At 62.9% G+C, this 12,373-nt stretch carries 13 protein-coding genes and 5 tRNA genes; 13 read left to right on the top strand and 5 right to left on the bottom strand.

The features are described 5' to 3' along the window. Positions 1-74: 74 nt before the first annotated feature. A complete protein-coding gene (locus tag AC5O5R_RS03130; RefSeq protein ID WP_172287239.1) occupies positions 75-563 on the bottom strand; it encodes a GspH/FimT family pseudopilin in 489 nt (162 codons plus the stop codon). A 109-nt stretch (positions 564-672) separates the two neighbouring features. On the opposite strand from AC5O5R_RS03130, the gene pilV reads away from it, so the two are divergent. Genes pilV through thiO form a run of 5 tightly spaced genes read left to right on the top strand, consistent with a single transcriptional unit; the run spans position 673 to position 3,506 of the window. Continuing rightward, a complete protein-coding gene (gene pilV / locus AC5O5R_RS03135; RefSeq protein ID WP_172231260.1) occupies positions 673-855 on the top strand; it encodes a type IV pilus modification protein PilV in 183 nt (60 codons plus the stop codon). Further along, positions 852-1,502: a PilW family protein gene (locus AC5O5R_RS03140; protein WP_494514951.1), complete on the top strand. Its 651-nt coding sequence runs from the start codon at positions 852-854 to the stop codon at positions 1,500-1,502. Before pilV ends, AC5O5R_RS03140 begins: the two co-directional genes overlap by 4 nt. Beyond that, entirely contained in the window at positions 1,499-1,963 is a 465-nt protein-coding gene (locus tag AC5O5R_RS03145) for a hypothetical protein (RefSeq protein ID WP_172231254.1), read from the top strand. Before AC5O5R_RS03140 ends, AC5O5R_RS03145 begins: the two co-directional genes overlap by 4 nt. Position 1,964: 1 nt before the next feature. Beyond that, positions 1,965-2,354 (top strand): type IV pilin protein, encoded by a 390-nt coding sequence (locus AC5O5R_RS03150; RefSeq protein ID WP_172231251.1) that lies wholly within the window; start codon positions 1,965-1,967, stop codon positions 2,352-2,354. A gap of 54 nt (positions 2,355-2,408) precedes the next feature. Beyond that, positions 2,409-3,506: a glycine oxidase ThiO gene (gene thiO, locus AC5O5R_RS03155; RefSeq protein ID WP_172231248.1), complete on the top strand. Its 1,098-nt coding sequence runs from the start codon at positions 2,409-2,411 to the stop codon at positions 3,504-3,506. Positions 3,507-3,543: 37 nt separating this feature from the next. On the opposite strand, the gene AC5O5R_RS03160 is transcribed toward thiO, so the two are convergent. Together AC5O5R_RS03160 and AC5O5R_RS03165 are read right to left on the bottom strand one after the other, a co-directional pair. Continuing rightward, positions 3,544-3,774, bottom strand: coding sequence for a PP0621 family protein (locus AC5O5R_RS03160; protein ID WP_172231245.1), 231 nt, complete (start codon positions 3,772-3,774; stop codon positions 3,544-3,546). 94 nt (positions 3,775-3,868) lie between these two features. After that, a complete protein-coding gene (locus AC5O5R_RS03165; RefSeq protein WP_172287423.1) occupies positions 3,869-4,888 on the bottom strand; it encodes an outer membrane protein assembly factor BamD in 1,020 nt (339 codons plus the stop codon). A 147-nt stretch (positions 4,889-5,035) separates the two neighbouring features. On the opposite strand from AC5O5R_RS03165, the gene rluD reads away from it, so the two are divergent. The 8 genes from rluD to AC5O5R_RS03205 all read left to right on the top strand — a co-directional run bounded on the left by rluD (position 5,036) and on the right by AC5O5R_RS03205 (position 10,460). Beyond that, positions 5,036-5,998 carry a 23S rRNA pseudouridine(1911/1915/1917) synthase RluD gene (gene rluD, locus AC5O5R_RS03170; RefSeq protein WP_172228580.1) on the top strand — a complete coding sequence of 321 codons (963 nt, stop codon included), beginning with the start codon at positions 5,036-5,038 and terminating at the stop codon, positions 5,996-5,998. Next, positions 5,995-6,735, top strand: a complete 741-nt coding sequence (gene pgeF / locus AC5O5R_RS03175) for a peptidoglycan editing factor PgeF (protein ID WP_494514952.1) — start codon at positions 5,995-5,997, stop codon at positions 6,733-6,735. The genes rluD and pgeF overlap by 4 nt, the downstream gene beginning before the upstream one ends. Before the next feature lie 250 nt (positions 6,736-6,985). Further along, positions 6,986-9,550, top strand: coding sequence for an ATP-dependent chaperone ClpB (gene clpB / locus AC5O5R_RS03180; RefSeq protein WP_172228576.1), 2,565 nt, complete (start codon positions 6,986-6,988; stop codon positions 9,548-9,550). 468 nt (positions 9,551-10,018) lie between these two features. Further along, a tRNA-Asn gene (locus AC5O5R_RS03185) sits at positions 10,019-10,094 on the top strand. Between the two features lie 3 nt (positions 10,095-10,097). Beyond that, a tRNA-Pro gene (locus AC5O5R_RS03190) sits at positions 10,098-10,174 on the top strand. 6 nt (positions 10,175-10,180) lie between these two features. Continuing rightward, positions 10,181-10,256 (top strand) — tRNA-Lys (locus tag AC5O5R_RS03195). Between the two features lie 46 nt (positions 10,257-10,302). Beyond that, positions 10,303-10,379: transfer RNA gene (locus tag AC5O5R_RS03200), tRNA-Pro, on the top strand. Between the two features lie 5 nt (positions 10,380-10,384). Then, a tRNA-Lys gene (locus AC5O5R_RS03205) sits at positions 10,385-10,460 on the top strand. 265 nt (positions 10,461-10,725) lie between these two features. Here AC5O5R_RS03205 and AC5O5R_RS03210 read toward each other — a convergent pair. Together AC5O5R_RS03210 and AC5O5R_RS03215 are read right to left on the bottom strand one after the other, a co-directional pair. Next, on the bottom strand, positions 10,726-12,021 hold the full coding sequence (locus AC5O5R_RS03210) for an NAD(P)/FAD-dependent oxidoreductase (RefSeq protein ID WP_172228574.1): 1,296 nt from the start codon (positions 12,019-12,021) through the stop codon (positions 10,726-10,728). 84 nt (positions 12,022-12,105) lie between these two features. Beyond that, on the bottom strand, positions 12,106-12,279 hold the full coding sequence (locus tag AC5O5R_RS03215) for a DUF3094 domain-containing protein (RefSeq protein ID WP_144170447.1): 174 nt from the start codon (positions 12,277-12,279) through the stop codon (positions 12,106-12,108). Between the last annotated feature and the right edge of the window lie 94 nt (positions 12,280-12,373).

The raw sequence follows: 12,373 nt of genomic DNA on the forward strand, positions 1-12,373 counted from the left end.
GCCTTCAAGGCTTGTGTTGTACCTGTGGGAGCTGGCTTGCCGGCGATAGGGCCAGCAAAGTCGACTCAAGGCTATCAGGATGCACACCGAGTATTGTTGCGATCCTCTGCAAGCACGTTGACTCGTCCCGTCGATGCCATTACCACTTGATAACGGCTGTTGGCAGATGAGCGTTCGCACACTTCCAGCGTCACCCCCAGCCAGCTGTTGCTCGGCGTCATTGGCAACCCCTGCGCACTGAACTTGAATTGCTCACCGCGATTGCTGGTGATTTTCAGGGGCCGCGCCAGCCGCTGTTCGCGCACCATCTGCTGGTTATGCTCCAGCACTACCCGCCAGCCATTCCCCCAATTACCGTCCAGCGCCTGCACCAGCACAGGCTGGCTTTGCAGCAGCGCATGGCTGCGTGCACTGCGCAGCGTCTGTGCCAGGTCACGGGCGGCGGCTGCCCTGTGCAGGTCGTCGCTCAACCTGGCGTAGGCCGGCATACCCAGCTGTGTCAGCAGGATGGCCAGCGCCAACGCCGTCATCATTTGCATCAGTGTTACGCCACGTTGCTTCACCGTGCATTCCCCTGTGGAAGTGCTTCGCTATAGCTTCACGATCGTTGGGCAGGTGGTCTAGTCGCTCAGGTTCAAGTTGATTGCAGGAAAAATCCGAGGAGGTGCAGGGATGCACGTAAGGCAACGGGGCATGACGCTACTGGAGGTGCTGTTGGCGGTGGTGGTTTTGGCAGTGGGGCTGTTCGCGGCGGCGGCTCTCCAGCTTCAGGCATTGCAAGCCACCGACACTGCGCGCCGCGACGGGCAGGCGGCGATGGCGGCGTACAGCGAGCATGAGCGGCGGCTGCCGTGAGGCGCGCAGAGGGTGGTTTCGGCTTGCTTGAACTGCTGCTGGCGCTGGCCATCGGGTTGACGCTGCTGACCGCCGCGAGCCAGCTGTTTGCCTCCGCTCACCAGGCCTGGCGCTTGCAAGGTACGGCAGTGCGGATGCAGCAGGATGCCCGGCTGGCGCTATTGCGCATGGCGCAGGATATCCGCATGGCGGGGATGTTCGGCTGCCTGCGGCTGAAACCAGGCGACTTTCCGGACCCGGCGAATTATCAGGTCTTCGCCCGGCCACTGGAGGTCGGCCCGTCAAGCCTGAGCCTGGTGGTTGCCGAGCTGCCGGGCCACGCTGGCGATCCGGACTGGACCTTGCTGACCAACTGTACCAACGAGGCGAAGGTGTACCAGGGGCGCGCGCAAGGCAGCGACAGGCTTCTGGCGGTCCCGGTCAGCCGGTACCGTTATCATCTCGAGGGCAAGACCCTGTACTTCACGCGCCGCCGTGATCGCCCCCAGCCCCTGATCGACCATGTGCGCGCGCTGCAAGTGACGCATGTACGGCTGCCGGGCAGGGCACGGATCGATCTTCAATTGACGCTGTACGAGCCGGCTTTGCACCTGAAGCAACACCACGAGCTCAGTGTGGCGATTCGCAATCCGGTATCGACGCCATGAACCGGCAGCGTGGCGTGGTCTTGTTGCTGGCTTTGGTGCTGAGCATGTTGCTGGGTCTGCTTGCCGCATCAGCCCTGCGCGACGCAGTTACGGCCACGCGGATGACCGGTTACCTGAGCGACAGCCTGCTGGCGCTGGAGCAGGCCGAGCAGGCCCTGCAAGCTGGGCATGGCGAACTCCAGCGGGCACCCCCTGACTCTTGCAAGGCGTGCCTGCCGCCGACTCGACCGCACGATTTGGGCGGGCAATGGCAGCGTGCGCCAACCGGCTTTTTCCAGCTGCAGAACCTGGGTACCAGCAACGGTGCTGCACACATGCCCCCAGGGCAGCAGGTCACCTTGTTCCGGGTAACGGCCGTGAGCCTCGACACTCAGCCAAGGCATGTGCTGGAGGCTGTCTATGCCGTGGTCGGCGACCAGACCCAGCGCATTACCTGGCGACAAAGAGCGAGAGGAGACTGACATGCAGCAAGGCTTGAGCCTGATCGAGTTGTTGATTGTGCTGGCCGTCACCGGCATTCTGGCAGCCATTGCCTACCCCAGTTACAGCGACCAGCTTCGGCGAGCCGCGCGCAGCGAAGTGGTTGGCCTGTTGCACGATGCCGCGCTGCGCCTGGAGCGCCACCGCGTGCGCACCGGCCAATACGCCGAGGGCAACCCGGCGTTGCCCGACGGTAACCGCCACTACAGCCTGCAGGCCCGGCGCGACAGCGATACCTTCACGCTGCACGCCCGGCGGCTGCCGCATGGGCTGATGGCGCAGGATCGCTGTGGTGATTTCCAGCTCGACCAGGCTGGCGTGCAGCGCAACCCGGGTGCCGTCGAGGCCAGCGAGCGCTGCTGGGGAAGCTGAAGGTTGAATGGTGCCCGGTGCATCGCGGTTTTACTTCAGGTGTTGGATCGACAGATGAGCAAGCAAGTAGTGGTGGTCGGCGGCGGGGTGATTGGTCTGCTGACGGCATTCAACCTGGCGGCGAAGGTCGGCCAGGTGGTGGTGTGTGATCAGGGCGAGGTCGGTCGCGAGTCGTCCTGGGCCGGCGGTGGCATCGTCTCGCCGCTGTACCCGTGGCGCTACAGCCCGGCGGTGACCGCCCTGGCGCACTGGTCGCAGGACTTTTATCCACAGCTGGGCGAACGTTTGTTCGCCAGCACCGGCCTCGACCCTGAAGTGCACACTACCGGCCTGTACTGGCTGGACCTGGACGACGAGGCCGAAGCCCTGGCCTGGGCCGAGCGCGAGCAGCGGCCGCTGAGTGCCGTGGATATCTCTGCAGCTTATGACGCGGTGCCGGTATTGGGGCCGGGGTTCAAGCGGGCCATCTACATGGCTGGCGTGGCCAATGTGCGCAACCCTCGCCTGGTGAAGTCGCTGAAGGCGGCGCTGCTGGCATTGCCGAACGTGACCTTGCGCGAACACTGCCAGGTCACCGGTTTCGTTCATCAAGATGGTCGGGTGACCGGGGTGCAGACTGCCGATGGCGTGCTGGTGGCGGATGAGGTAGTGCTCAGTGCCGGCGCCTGGAGTGGTGACCTGCTGCGCACGCTTGGCCTTGAGCTGCCAGTGGAGCCGGTGAAGGGCCAGATGATCCTGTTCAAGTGTGCCGAAGACTTCCTGCCGAGCATGGTCCTGGCCAAGGGGCGCTACGCCATCCCGCGCCGTGACGGGCACATTCTGGTGGGCAGCACGCTGGAGCATGCCGGGTATGACAAGACCCCGACCGACGATGCTCTGGATAGCCTGAAGGCATCTGCAGCCGAGTTGCTGCCTGGGCTTGAAGGGGCCACGGTGGTGGCGCACTGGGCCGGGCTGCGGCCTGGGTCGCCGGAGGGGATTCCTTACATCGGGCCGGTGCCTGGGCATGCGGGGCTGTGGTTGAACTGCGGGCATTATCGCAACGGGCTGGTGCTGGCGCCGGCATCGTGCCAATTGTTTACCGACCTGCTGACAGGGGCCGAGCCGATCATCGACCCGGCGCCGTATGCGCCGGCGGGTCGGTTGGGCTGAGGGCCTGTAGACAACTCAGCCGTTTATCAGTGCCGACTCAGCCCTGCTTGCCAGGGCCTTGCTGCAGGTGCGCCGGGCTGCAGTACCACTCACCGCCGCGCTGAAGCGCGCGGTCATTGGGCAGGTGCACGCCGCAATGGGCACAGCGCACCATCTGCAGCGGCGCGTCGAGCTTCGCTTCGGGGCGCGACTGCTGGCTGACTTTGAACTTGCGCCACAGCCAGAACGCGGCGGCGATCAGGGCGATCCAGAAAAGTAGGCGAACCATGGTGTCCAGCTTGTCGATTGAAGAAGCCGACAGTCTAGGACGCGGACAATAAAAAAGGGAGGCCCAAGGCCTCCCTTTCATGTACCGCAGTGCGTCAGTCGAACAGACCAAAGGTCATGTAGCTGAACCACGAGCGGTCTTTCTCGGCTTCTTTCGGGCCTTCCGGCACGATCGGGTTGCCATCTTCGTCTTTGGGCAGCAGTTCTTGCGGCATCTCGTCGCGGGCATCCTGGAACTGCTTGACCACGTCCTGGTTGGCGCGGGTTTCGCCCGGCGGCAGCGGGGCGTCGGTCTCGATCAGGCCCAAGGTGGCCTTGGACAACCAGCCACGACCGTCAGACTCGGTCTGCTTGGGCTGGAACTCGCCATCGGCCAGGCTCGGGTGGTCCGGGTAGTTCAGCTTGAGGGTTTCCAGGCTGGTGGCGGCCAGTTCGTCCAGGTGCATCTTCTGGTACGACTCGACCATCACCGCCAGGCCGTCGCCGACCGATGGGGTTTCCTGGAAGTTCTCTACCACGTAGCGGCCACGGTTGGCGGCTGCCACGTAAGCCTGGCGGCTCAGGTAGTAGTCGGCCACGTGAATTTCGTAGGAAGCCAGCAGGTTGCGCAGGTAGATCATGCGCTGCTTGGCGTCTGGCGCGTAGCGGCTGTTGGGGAAGCGGCTGGTCAGCTGGGCGAACTCGTTGTACGAGTCGCGCGCGGCACCCGGGTCACGCTTGGTCATGTCCAGTGGCAGGAAGCGTGCCAGCAGGCCGCGGTCCTGGTCGAACGAGGTCAGGCCCTTGAGGTAGTAGGCGTAGTCGACGTTCGGGTGCTGCGGGTGCAGGCGGATGAAGCGCTCGGCGGCCGACTTGGCAGCCTCGGGCTCGGAGTTCTTGTAGTTGGCGTAGATCAGCTCGAGCTGCGCCTGGTCGGCATAGCGGCCGAACGGGTAGCGCGACTCCAGGGCCTTGAGCTTGTTCACGGCGCTGGTGTAGCTGGAGTTGTCCAGATCAGCCTGGGCCTGCTGGTACAGCTCGGCCTCGCTGAGGTTCTCGTCGATGACTTCCTTATTGGAGGAACAGGCCGCGGTAAGCCCGAGGATGGCGATCAGCAGCAGGTGTTTCACTCGCATGGCGGCTTGCGTCCCTTTGACGGCCGCTGTCTTGGGCGGTGCCGTCCTGTTATGATGAGCGCCCCGGCCAACCCCGGGACAAAAGAAGCCGTATTTAACCACAAGCTCGCAGCCGAAACCAAAGGCTGTGCGCCCGCCGAATCGAGCATGTCCGAGATCATTCAACTTAGTGCAGAGGTACCGTCCGATCTGGGCGGTCAACGCCTCGACCAGGTCGCCGCCCAATTGTTCGCTGAGTACTCGCGTTCGCGGCTTACCACGTGGATCAAAGAGGGCCGCCTGACGGTCGATGGCGCCGTCGTGCGCCCTCGTGACACCGTCTATGGTGGCGCCGTACTTGCCCTGCAGGCCGAGCAAGAGGCCCAGGGCGAGTGGATCGCAGAAGACATCGAGCTGGATATCGTCTACGAAGACGACCATATCATGGTGATCAACAAGCCCGCCGGGCTGGTTGTGCACCCGGCCGCCGGCCATGCCAGCGGTACCCTGCTCAATGCGCTGCTGCACCACGTGCCAGACATCATCAATGTGCCGCGTGCCGGCATCGTCCACCGCCTGGACAAGGACACCACCGGTCTGATGGTGGTGGCCAAGACCCTGCAGGCGCAGACCAAGCTGGTCGAGCAGATGCAAAGCCGCAAGGTCAGCCGCATCTACGAGTGCATCGTGATTGGCGTGGTGACTGCCGGCGGCAAGATCGACGCCCCGATCGGTCGCCACGGCGGCATGCGCCAGCGCATGGCGGTAACCGATGGCGGCAAGCCAGCGGTCAGCCACTACCGCGTGCTCAAGCGCTTCCGCTCGCACACTCATGTGCGGGTCAAGCTGGAGACCGGCCGTACCCACCAGATCCGCGTGCACATGGCGCATGTCGGGTTCCCGCTGGTCGGCGACCAGACCTACGGCGGGCGCTTCCGCATCCCGCCTGCTGCGAGCCCGACCATGGTCGAGGCGGTCAAGACCTTCCCGCGTCAGGCGCTGCATGCGCGTTTCCTGGCACTGGCGCACCCGATCACCGGCGAGATCATGAAGTGGGAGTCGCCGCTGCCGGATGACTTCCTCTGGTTGCTGACGCTGCTGAACGAAGACCGCGAGAGCTTTATCGGATGAGTGGCCTGGCGCAGTCGCTGCTATTGCCCGACTGGCCAGCCCCGGCCTCGGTTCGCGCCTGCGTCACCACCTGTCAGGGCGGCATCAGCCAGTCGCCCTACGCAACGTTCAACCTTGGCGATCATGTGGGGGATGACCCTGCTGCGGTTGCCGAGAACCGCCGTCGTCTGAGCGACGAGTTCGCCATCCAGCCGGCCTGGCTCAAGCAGGTGCACGGGCTGGTGGTGGCGGATGCCGACCCGGCCGTGGTGGCCGAGGCCGACGCCAGCTGGACTGACCAGCCCGGTGTTGCCTGTACCGTGATGACTGCCGATTGCCTGCCTGTGCTGTTCTGCGACCGGGCCGGTACCCGCGTGGCGGCCGCACATGCGGGCTGGCGCGGGCTGGCTGGTGGGGTGCTGGAAGCTGCGCTGGACCGCCTGGCGCTGGCACCGGAAGAGGTGCTGGTGTGGCTGGGGCCGGCGATTGGCCCCAAGGCATTTGAAGTCGGGCTGGAAGTGCGGGATGCCTTTACTGCCGTGCACCCTGAAGCGGCCCGGGCCTTTGTCGACGGACAGCGGCCGGGCAAGCTGATGGCCGACATCTACGAGCTGGCGCGTATTCGCCTGGCGGCGCGTGGGGTGACGGCTGTTTATGGTGGTGGCTGGTGCACGGTCAGTGATGAGCGGTTCTTTTCCTATCGCCGTACCCCGCAGGGTGGGCGGTTTGCTTCCCTTGTGTGGCTGGAACCGCGCTAGCCTGCACCGGCCTCTTCGCGGGCACGCCCGCTCCCACAGGTACAGCATCGCCCTCGGGGCCAGTGATGATCCTGTGGGAGCGGGTTCACCCGCGAATGGCCCAGCACTAATCCAACAGGTTGACCCCGGTCAACCCCGCTACGCTTGAATCTTCCAGAATCAGCCTTATCTATAAGGTCATCTCAGGCAGGTTTCTTCATGAACAGGCGCTGTCCATCGCTCCGACCTGCCCTTTAAAGGAAGGTACACCATGCGAATAGACCGTTTGACCAGCAAGCTTCAACTAGCCATATCCGATGCCCAGTCCCTGGCCGTTGGCATGGATCACCCAGCCATCGAGCCCGTGCACCTGATGCAGGCACTGCTTGAACAGCAGGGCGGTTCGATCAAGCCGCTGCTGATGCAGGTCGGCTTCGACATCAACAGCCTGCGCCAGGCGCTGGTGAAAGAACTCGACCAGCTGCCGAAAATCCAGAACCCGACCGGCGACGTGAACATGTCGCAGGACCTGGCACGCCTGCTCAACCAGGCCGACCGCCTGGCCCAGCAGAAGGGTGACCAGTTCATTTCCAGCGAACTGGTGGTGCTGGCCGCCATGGACGAAAACAGCAAACTCGGCAAGGTTCTGCTGAGCCAGGGCGTGACCAAGAAAGCCCTGGAAAATGCCATCAACAACCTGCGTGGCGGCGCGGCCGTCAACGACGCCAACGCCGAGGAATCGCGCCAGGCGCTGGACAAGTACACCGTCGACCTGACCAAGCGTGCCGAAGAAGGCAAGCTGGACCCGGTAATCGGCCGTGACGACGAAATCCGCCGTACCGTGCAGGTGCTGCAACGCCGTACCAAGAACAACCCGGTGCTGATCGGTGAGCCCGGCGTGGGCAAGACTGCCATCGCCGAGGGCCTGGCCCAGCGCATCATCAATGGTGAAGTGCCCGACGGCCTCAAGGGCAAGCGCCTGCTGGCGCTGGACATGGGCGCGCTGATTGCCGGTGCCAAGTACCGTGGCGAGTTCGAAGAGCGCCTTAAATCGCTGCTGAACGAGCTGTCCAAGCAGGAAGGCCAGATCATCCTGTTCATCGACGAGCTGCACACCATGGTCGGCGCCGGCAAAGGCGAGGGCGCCATGGACGCCGGCAACATGCTCAAGCCGGCCCTGGCCCGTGGCGAACTGCACTGTGTGGGCGCCACCACGCTTAACGAGTATCGCCAGTTCATCGAAAAGGACGCCGCCCTGGAGCGCCGCTTCCAGAAGGTGCTGGTCGAGGAGCCGAGCGAGGAAGACACCATCGCCATCCTGCGCGGCCTTAAAGAGCGTTATGAAGTGCACCACAAGGTGGCCATCACCGACGGCGCAATCATCGCTGCGGCCAAGCTCAGCCACCGCTACATCACTGACCGCCAGTTGCCGGACAAGGCGATCGACCTGATCGACGAAGCGGCCAGCCGCATCCGCATGGAGATCGACTCCAAGCCGGAAGTGCTCGACCGCCTTGATCGCCGCCTGATCCAGTTGAAGGTGGAGTCGCAGGCGCTTAAGAAGGAAGAAGACGAAGCGGCCAAAAAACGCCTCGAGAAGCTGACCGAAGAAATCGAGCGTTTGGAGCGTGAGTATTCCGACCTGGAAGAAATCTGGGCGTCCGAGAAGGCCGAAGTGCAGGGCTCGGCCCAGATCCAGCAAAAGATCGAGCAAGCCCGCCAGGAGCTGGAAGCCGCTCGTCGCAAAGGCGATCTCAGCCGCATGGCCGAGCTGCAGTACGGGGTGATCCCGGACCTGGAGCGCAGCCTGCAGATGGTTGACCAGCACGGCAAGACCGAGAACCAGTTGCTGCGCAACAAGGTGACCGAGGAAGAAATTGCCGAAGTGGTGTCCAAGTGGACCGGCATTCCAGTGGCCAAGATGCTCGAAGGCGAGCGCGAGAAGCTGCTGAAGATGGAAGACCTGTTGCACCAGCGCGTGATCGGCCAGGGCGAGGCGGTAACCGCAGTGGCCAACGCCGTGCGCCGCTCGCGCGCCGGGCTGTCCGACCCTAACCGGCCGAGTGGTTCGTTCATGTTCCTTGGCCCGACCGGTGTGGGCAAGACCGAGCTGTGCAAGGCGCTGGCCGAGTTCCTGTTCGACACCGAAGAGGCCATGGTCCGCATCGACATGTCCGAGTTCATGGAGAAACACTCCGTGGCTCGCCTGATCGGCGCCCCACCAGGGTATGTAGGGTATGAAGAGGGCGGTTACCTGACCGAAGCGGTACGGCGCAAGCCTTACTCGGTGGTGCTGCTGGACGAGGTGGAAAAGGCTCACCCGGATGTGTTCAACGTGCTGCTGCAAGTGCTGGAAGACGGCCGCCTGACCGACAGCCACGGGCGCACGGTGGACTTCCGCAACACCGTGATCGTGATGACCTCCAACCTGGGCTCGGCGCAGATCCAGGAGCTGGTCGGCGACCGCGAGGCACAGCGTGCGGCAGTAATGGATGCAGTGGGCGCGCACTTCCGGCCAGAGTTCATCAACCGCATCGATGAAGTGGTGGTGTTCGAACCGCTGGGGCGCGAGCAGATTGCCGGTATTACCGAAATCCAGCTGGGCCGCCTGCGCAGCCGCTTGCTGGAACGCGAGCTGTCGCTGAGCCTGACCCCGGAGGCGTTGGACAAGCTGATTGCCGTGGGTTACGACCCGGTGTACGGCGCACGGCCGCTGAAGCGGGCGATTCAGCGCTGGATCGAGAACCCGCTGGCGCAGTTGATCCTGGCAGGCAAGTTTGTGCCGGGTACGGCGATCGATGCCAAGGTGGAAGGCGACGAAATCGTCTTTGTATAAGTTGTTCCATCATGAGCCCCGCGTTTGCGGGGCTTTTTTTTTACCGGTTTTTCTGTGCTGGCCCTATCGCCGGCAAGCCAGCTCCCACAGGTTCAGCACCGCTTTCGAAGGCTGTGGAGGGCAATGTGGCAGCTGGCTTGCCGGCGATAGGGCCCTCACAGCCCCAGCAATTCCGGGCCTTTGCGGACTTGCCGGGTAACCCGCTGAAATTTTTGAAATTTCTGCTTGCATCCTAAAACGGGTCCCCCTAATATACGCCGCGTTGTCAGCCACTAAGCGAATCACCAGCAACATAGGTGACCGCAAAACAACTTACAAATCAGTAAGTTGAATGAAAAAAAGGGGTTGACAAGCAAAACGAAGAATGTAGAATAGCCGGCCTCAGCAGCGACAAAGCGAAAGCTAAGAAGCTGAAGAGTTCGAAGCTAACACAGACTTCGAAGCAGTAAAGATGTACCGAAGTTCAGTTCCGCGATAGCTCAGTCGGTAGAGCAAATGACTGTTAATCATTGGGTCCCTGGTTCGAGTCCAGGTCGCGGAGCCATCTCGGGGTGTAGCGCAGTCCGGTAGCGCGCCTGCTTTGGGAGCAGGATGTCAGGAGTTCGAATCCCCTCACCCCGACCATTTTCCGGGTCGTTAGCTCAGTTGGTAGAGCAGTTGGCTTTTAACCAATTGGTCGTAGGTTCGAATCCTACACGACCCACCATGTTAAAAAGGGCATCTCAAAGAGATGCCCTTTTTTTTGAAAGACCCGGGGTGTAGCGCAGTCCGGTAGCGCGCCTGCTTTGGGAGCAGGATGTCAGGAGTTCGAATCCCCTCACCCCGACCATTTTTGGGTCGTTAGCTCAGTTGGTAGAGCAGTTGGCTTTTAACCAATTGGTCGTAGGTTCGAATCCTACACGACCCACCATGAAACAAGGGCATCTCGTATGAGATGCCCTTTTTCTTTTGCCCCAAAAAAATGCACCCTTCGGTGCAGATCTTCCCGGGCGCTTTTTGCTACACCGTCACCCCTTGTAGGAGCGGCCCGCGAATTCGGCTGTAGGGCCACTATCGCATTCGCGGGTAAACCCGCGCCTACCAGGGAATGCAAAGGCGTTGAGCCTTGTGCAATCCCTGTGGGAGCTGGCTTGCCGGCGATCAGGCCAGCACAGGCAACCTCTGTGGCATGCCTGTCAGTGCAGTTTCAGGCGCGGCTCGGTGCCCCGGCCAATCTTGCTGCCCAGCATCATCAACGCCGTGCGGAAGAACCCGTACAACGCCATCTGGTGCATGCGGTACAGCGACACGTAGAACATCCGCGCCAGCCAGCCCTCCAGCTTCACGCTGCCCATCAGGTTACCCATCAGGTTGCCCACTGCCGAGAAACGCGAAAGCGACACCAGCGAGCCGTAGTCCTTGTACGCGTAAGTCGGCAGCGGTTTGTTCTCCAGTCGCGCCTTCAGGCTCTGCGCCAGCATCGAAGCCTGCTGGTGCGCTGCCTGTGCGCGTGGCGGCACATTACGATCACTGCCCGGTTGCGGGCAGGCGGCGCAGTCACCGAAAGCGAAGATGTTGTCATCGCGGGTGGTCTGCAGGGTAGGGCGTACCACCAGCTGGTTGATGCGGTTGGTTTCCAGGCCATCGATGTCCTTGAGAAAGCCCGGCGCCCGGATACCGGCCGCCCACACCTTCAGGCTGGCCTGGATCAGCTGACCGTCTTGGGTCTTCAGGCCATCCTCGGTCACTTCGCTGACCGCAGCGTTGGTCAGCACCTTGACCCCGAGTTTTTCCAGGGTCTTGTGCACCGGCACGCTGATGCGCTCTGGCAGCGCGGGCAGCACACGCGGGCCCGCTTCGATGATGGTGATGTGCATGTCCTTGGGCTGGATGCGGTCCAGGCCATAGGCCGCCAGTTCGTGGGCCGCATGGTGCAGCTCCGCTGCCAGCTCGACACCGGTGGCGCCGGCGCCAACGATGGCCACGCTGATCTGCTCGCTGGCCACATCGCCGGCGTGGGCGCGCAGGTAGTGATTTAGCAGCTGCTGATGGAAGCGCTCGGCCTGCTTGCGGGTGTCGAGGAACAGGCAGTGCTGCGCCGCGCCCAAGGTGCCGAAGTCGTTGGTGTTGCTGCCCACGGCGATGACCAGGGTGTCGTAACCCAGGGTGCGCGCAGGCAGCAGCTCGCGGCCATCCTCATCGAGGGTGGCGGCCAGCTGGATCTGCTTGCCTTCACGGTCCAGGCCGCTCATGCGCCCCAGCTGGAAGTTGAAGTGGTTCCACTTGGCCTGGGCCACGTAGTTCAGTTCGTCTTCCGAGGAGTTCAGCGAGCCGGCCGCCACTTCGTGCAGCAGCGGCTTCCAGATGTGCGTGAGGTTGGCGTCGACCAGGGTGATTTCGGCCTGCTTGCGCTTGCCCAGGGTTTTACCCAGGCGGGTCGCCAGTTCCAGGCCGCCGGCGCCGCCGCCGACAATCACGATGCGATGAGTCATGGGGATATCTCATAAGGTTTACGGAATGCTTGGCCCTGGGGGCCGGCCGCAAACTGCACGAGGGGTGGGCGAGCGCGAAGCAGCTCATAGCACCAGTCCACTGAGCAGGCGGCTGATGAGACCCAACCCGATGGTCACGGCCACCACCAGCGCAAGGAGCAGCCACGGCCGGAAGGGCCTGCGCTCGACTTGGTGCTGGGGGGCTCGCAGATACTCATCGACGCGACGCTGATCTTCTGGATTCAGGCGGCTGGTCATGGTGGGGCCTCGTCAGGTAGACGTTAGAGACTGCCCAAACGCTACAGCGTTCGGGCAAGCGCTTGAAACAAATGATAATGCTTTCTATCTCTTG

Source organism: Pseudomonas sp. 8_5_2 (assembly GCF_059295255.1).

Coding starts and splice junctions, on each gene's coding strand:
- AC5O5R_RS03210 (WP_172228574.1), bottom strand. CDS start 12,021: ATGACTCATCGCATCGTGATTGTCGGCGGCGGCGCCGGCGGCCTGGAA.
- AC5O5R_RS03160 (WP_172231245.1), bottom strand. CDS start 3,774: ATGGTTCGCCTACTTTTCTGGATCGCCCTGATCGCCGCCGCGTTCTGG.
- pgeF (WP_494514952.1), top strand. CDS start 5,995: ATGAGTGGCCTGGCGCAGTCGCTGCTATTGCCCGACTGGCCAGCCCCG.
- AC5O5R_RS03215 (WP_144170447.1), bottom strand. CDS start 12,279: ATGACCAGCCGCCTGAATCCAGAAGATCAGCGTCGCGTCGATGAGTAT.
- AC5O5R_RS03145 (WP_172231254.1), top strand. CDS start 1,499: ATGAACCGGCAGCGTGGCGTGGTCTTGTTGCTGGCTTTGGTGCTGAGC.
- thiO (WP_172231248.1), top strand. CDS start 2,409: ATGAGCAAGCAAGTAGTGGTGGTCGGCGGCGGGGTGATTGGTCTGCTG.
- rluD (WP_172228580.1), top strand. CDS start 5,036: ATGTCCGAGATCATTCAACTTAGTGCAGAGGTACCGTCCGATCTGGGC.
- clpB (WP_172228576.1), top strand. CDS start 6,986: ATGCGAATAGACCGTTTGACCAGCAAGCTTCAACTAGCCATATCCGAT.
- AC5O5R_RS03150 (WP_172231251.1), top strand. CDS start 1,965: ATGCAGCAAGGCTTGAGCCTGATCGAGTTGTTGATTGTGCTGGCCGTC.
- AC5O5R_RS03165 (WP_172287423.1), bottom strand. CDS start 4,888: ATGCGAGTGAAACACCTGCTGCTGATCGCCATCCTCGGGCTTACCGCG.
- pilV (WP_172231260.1), top strand. CDS start 673: ATGCACGTAAGGCAACGGGGCATGACGCTACTGGAGGTGCTGTTGGCG.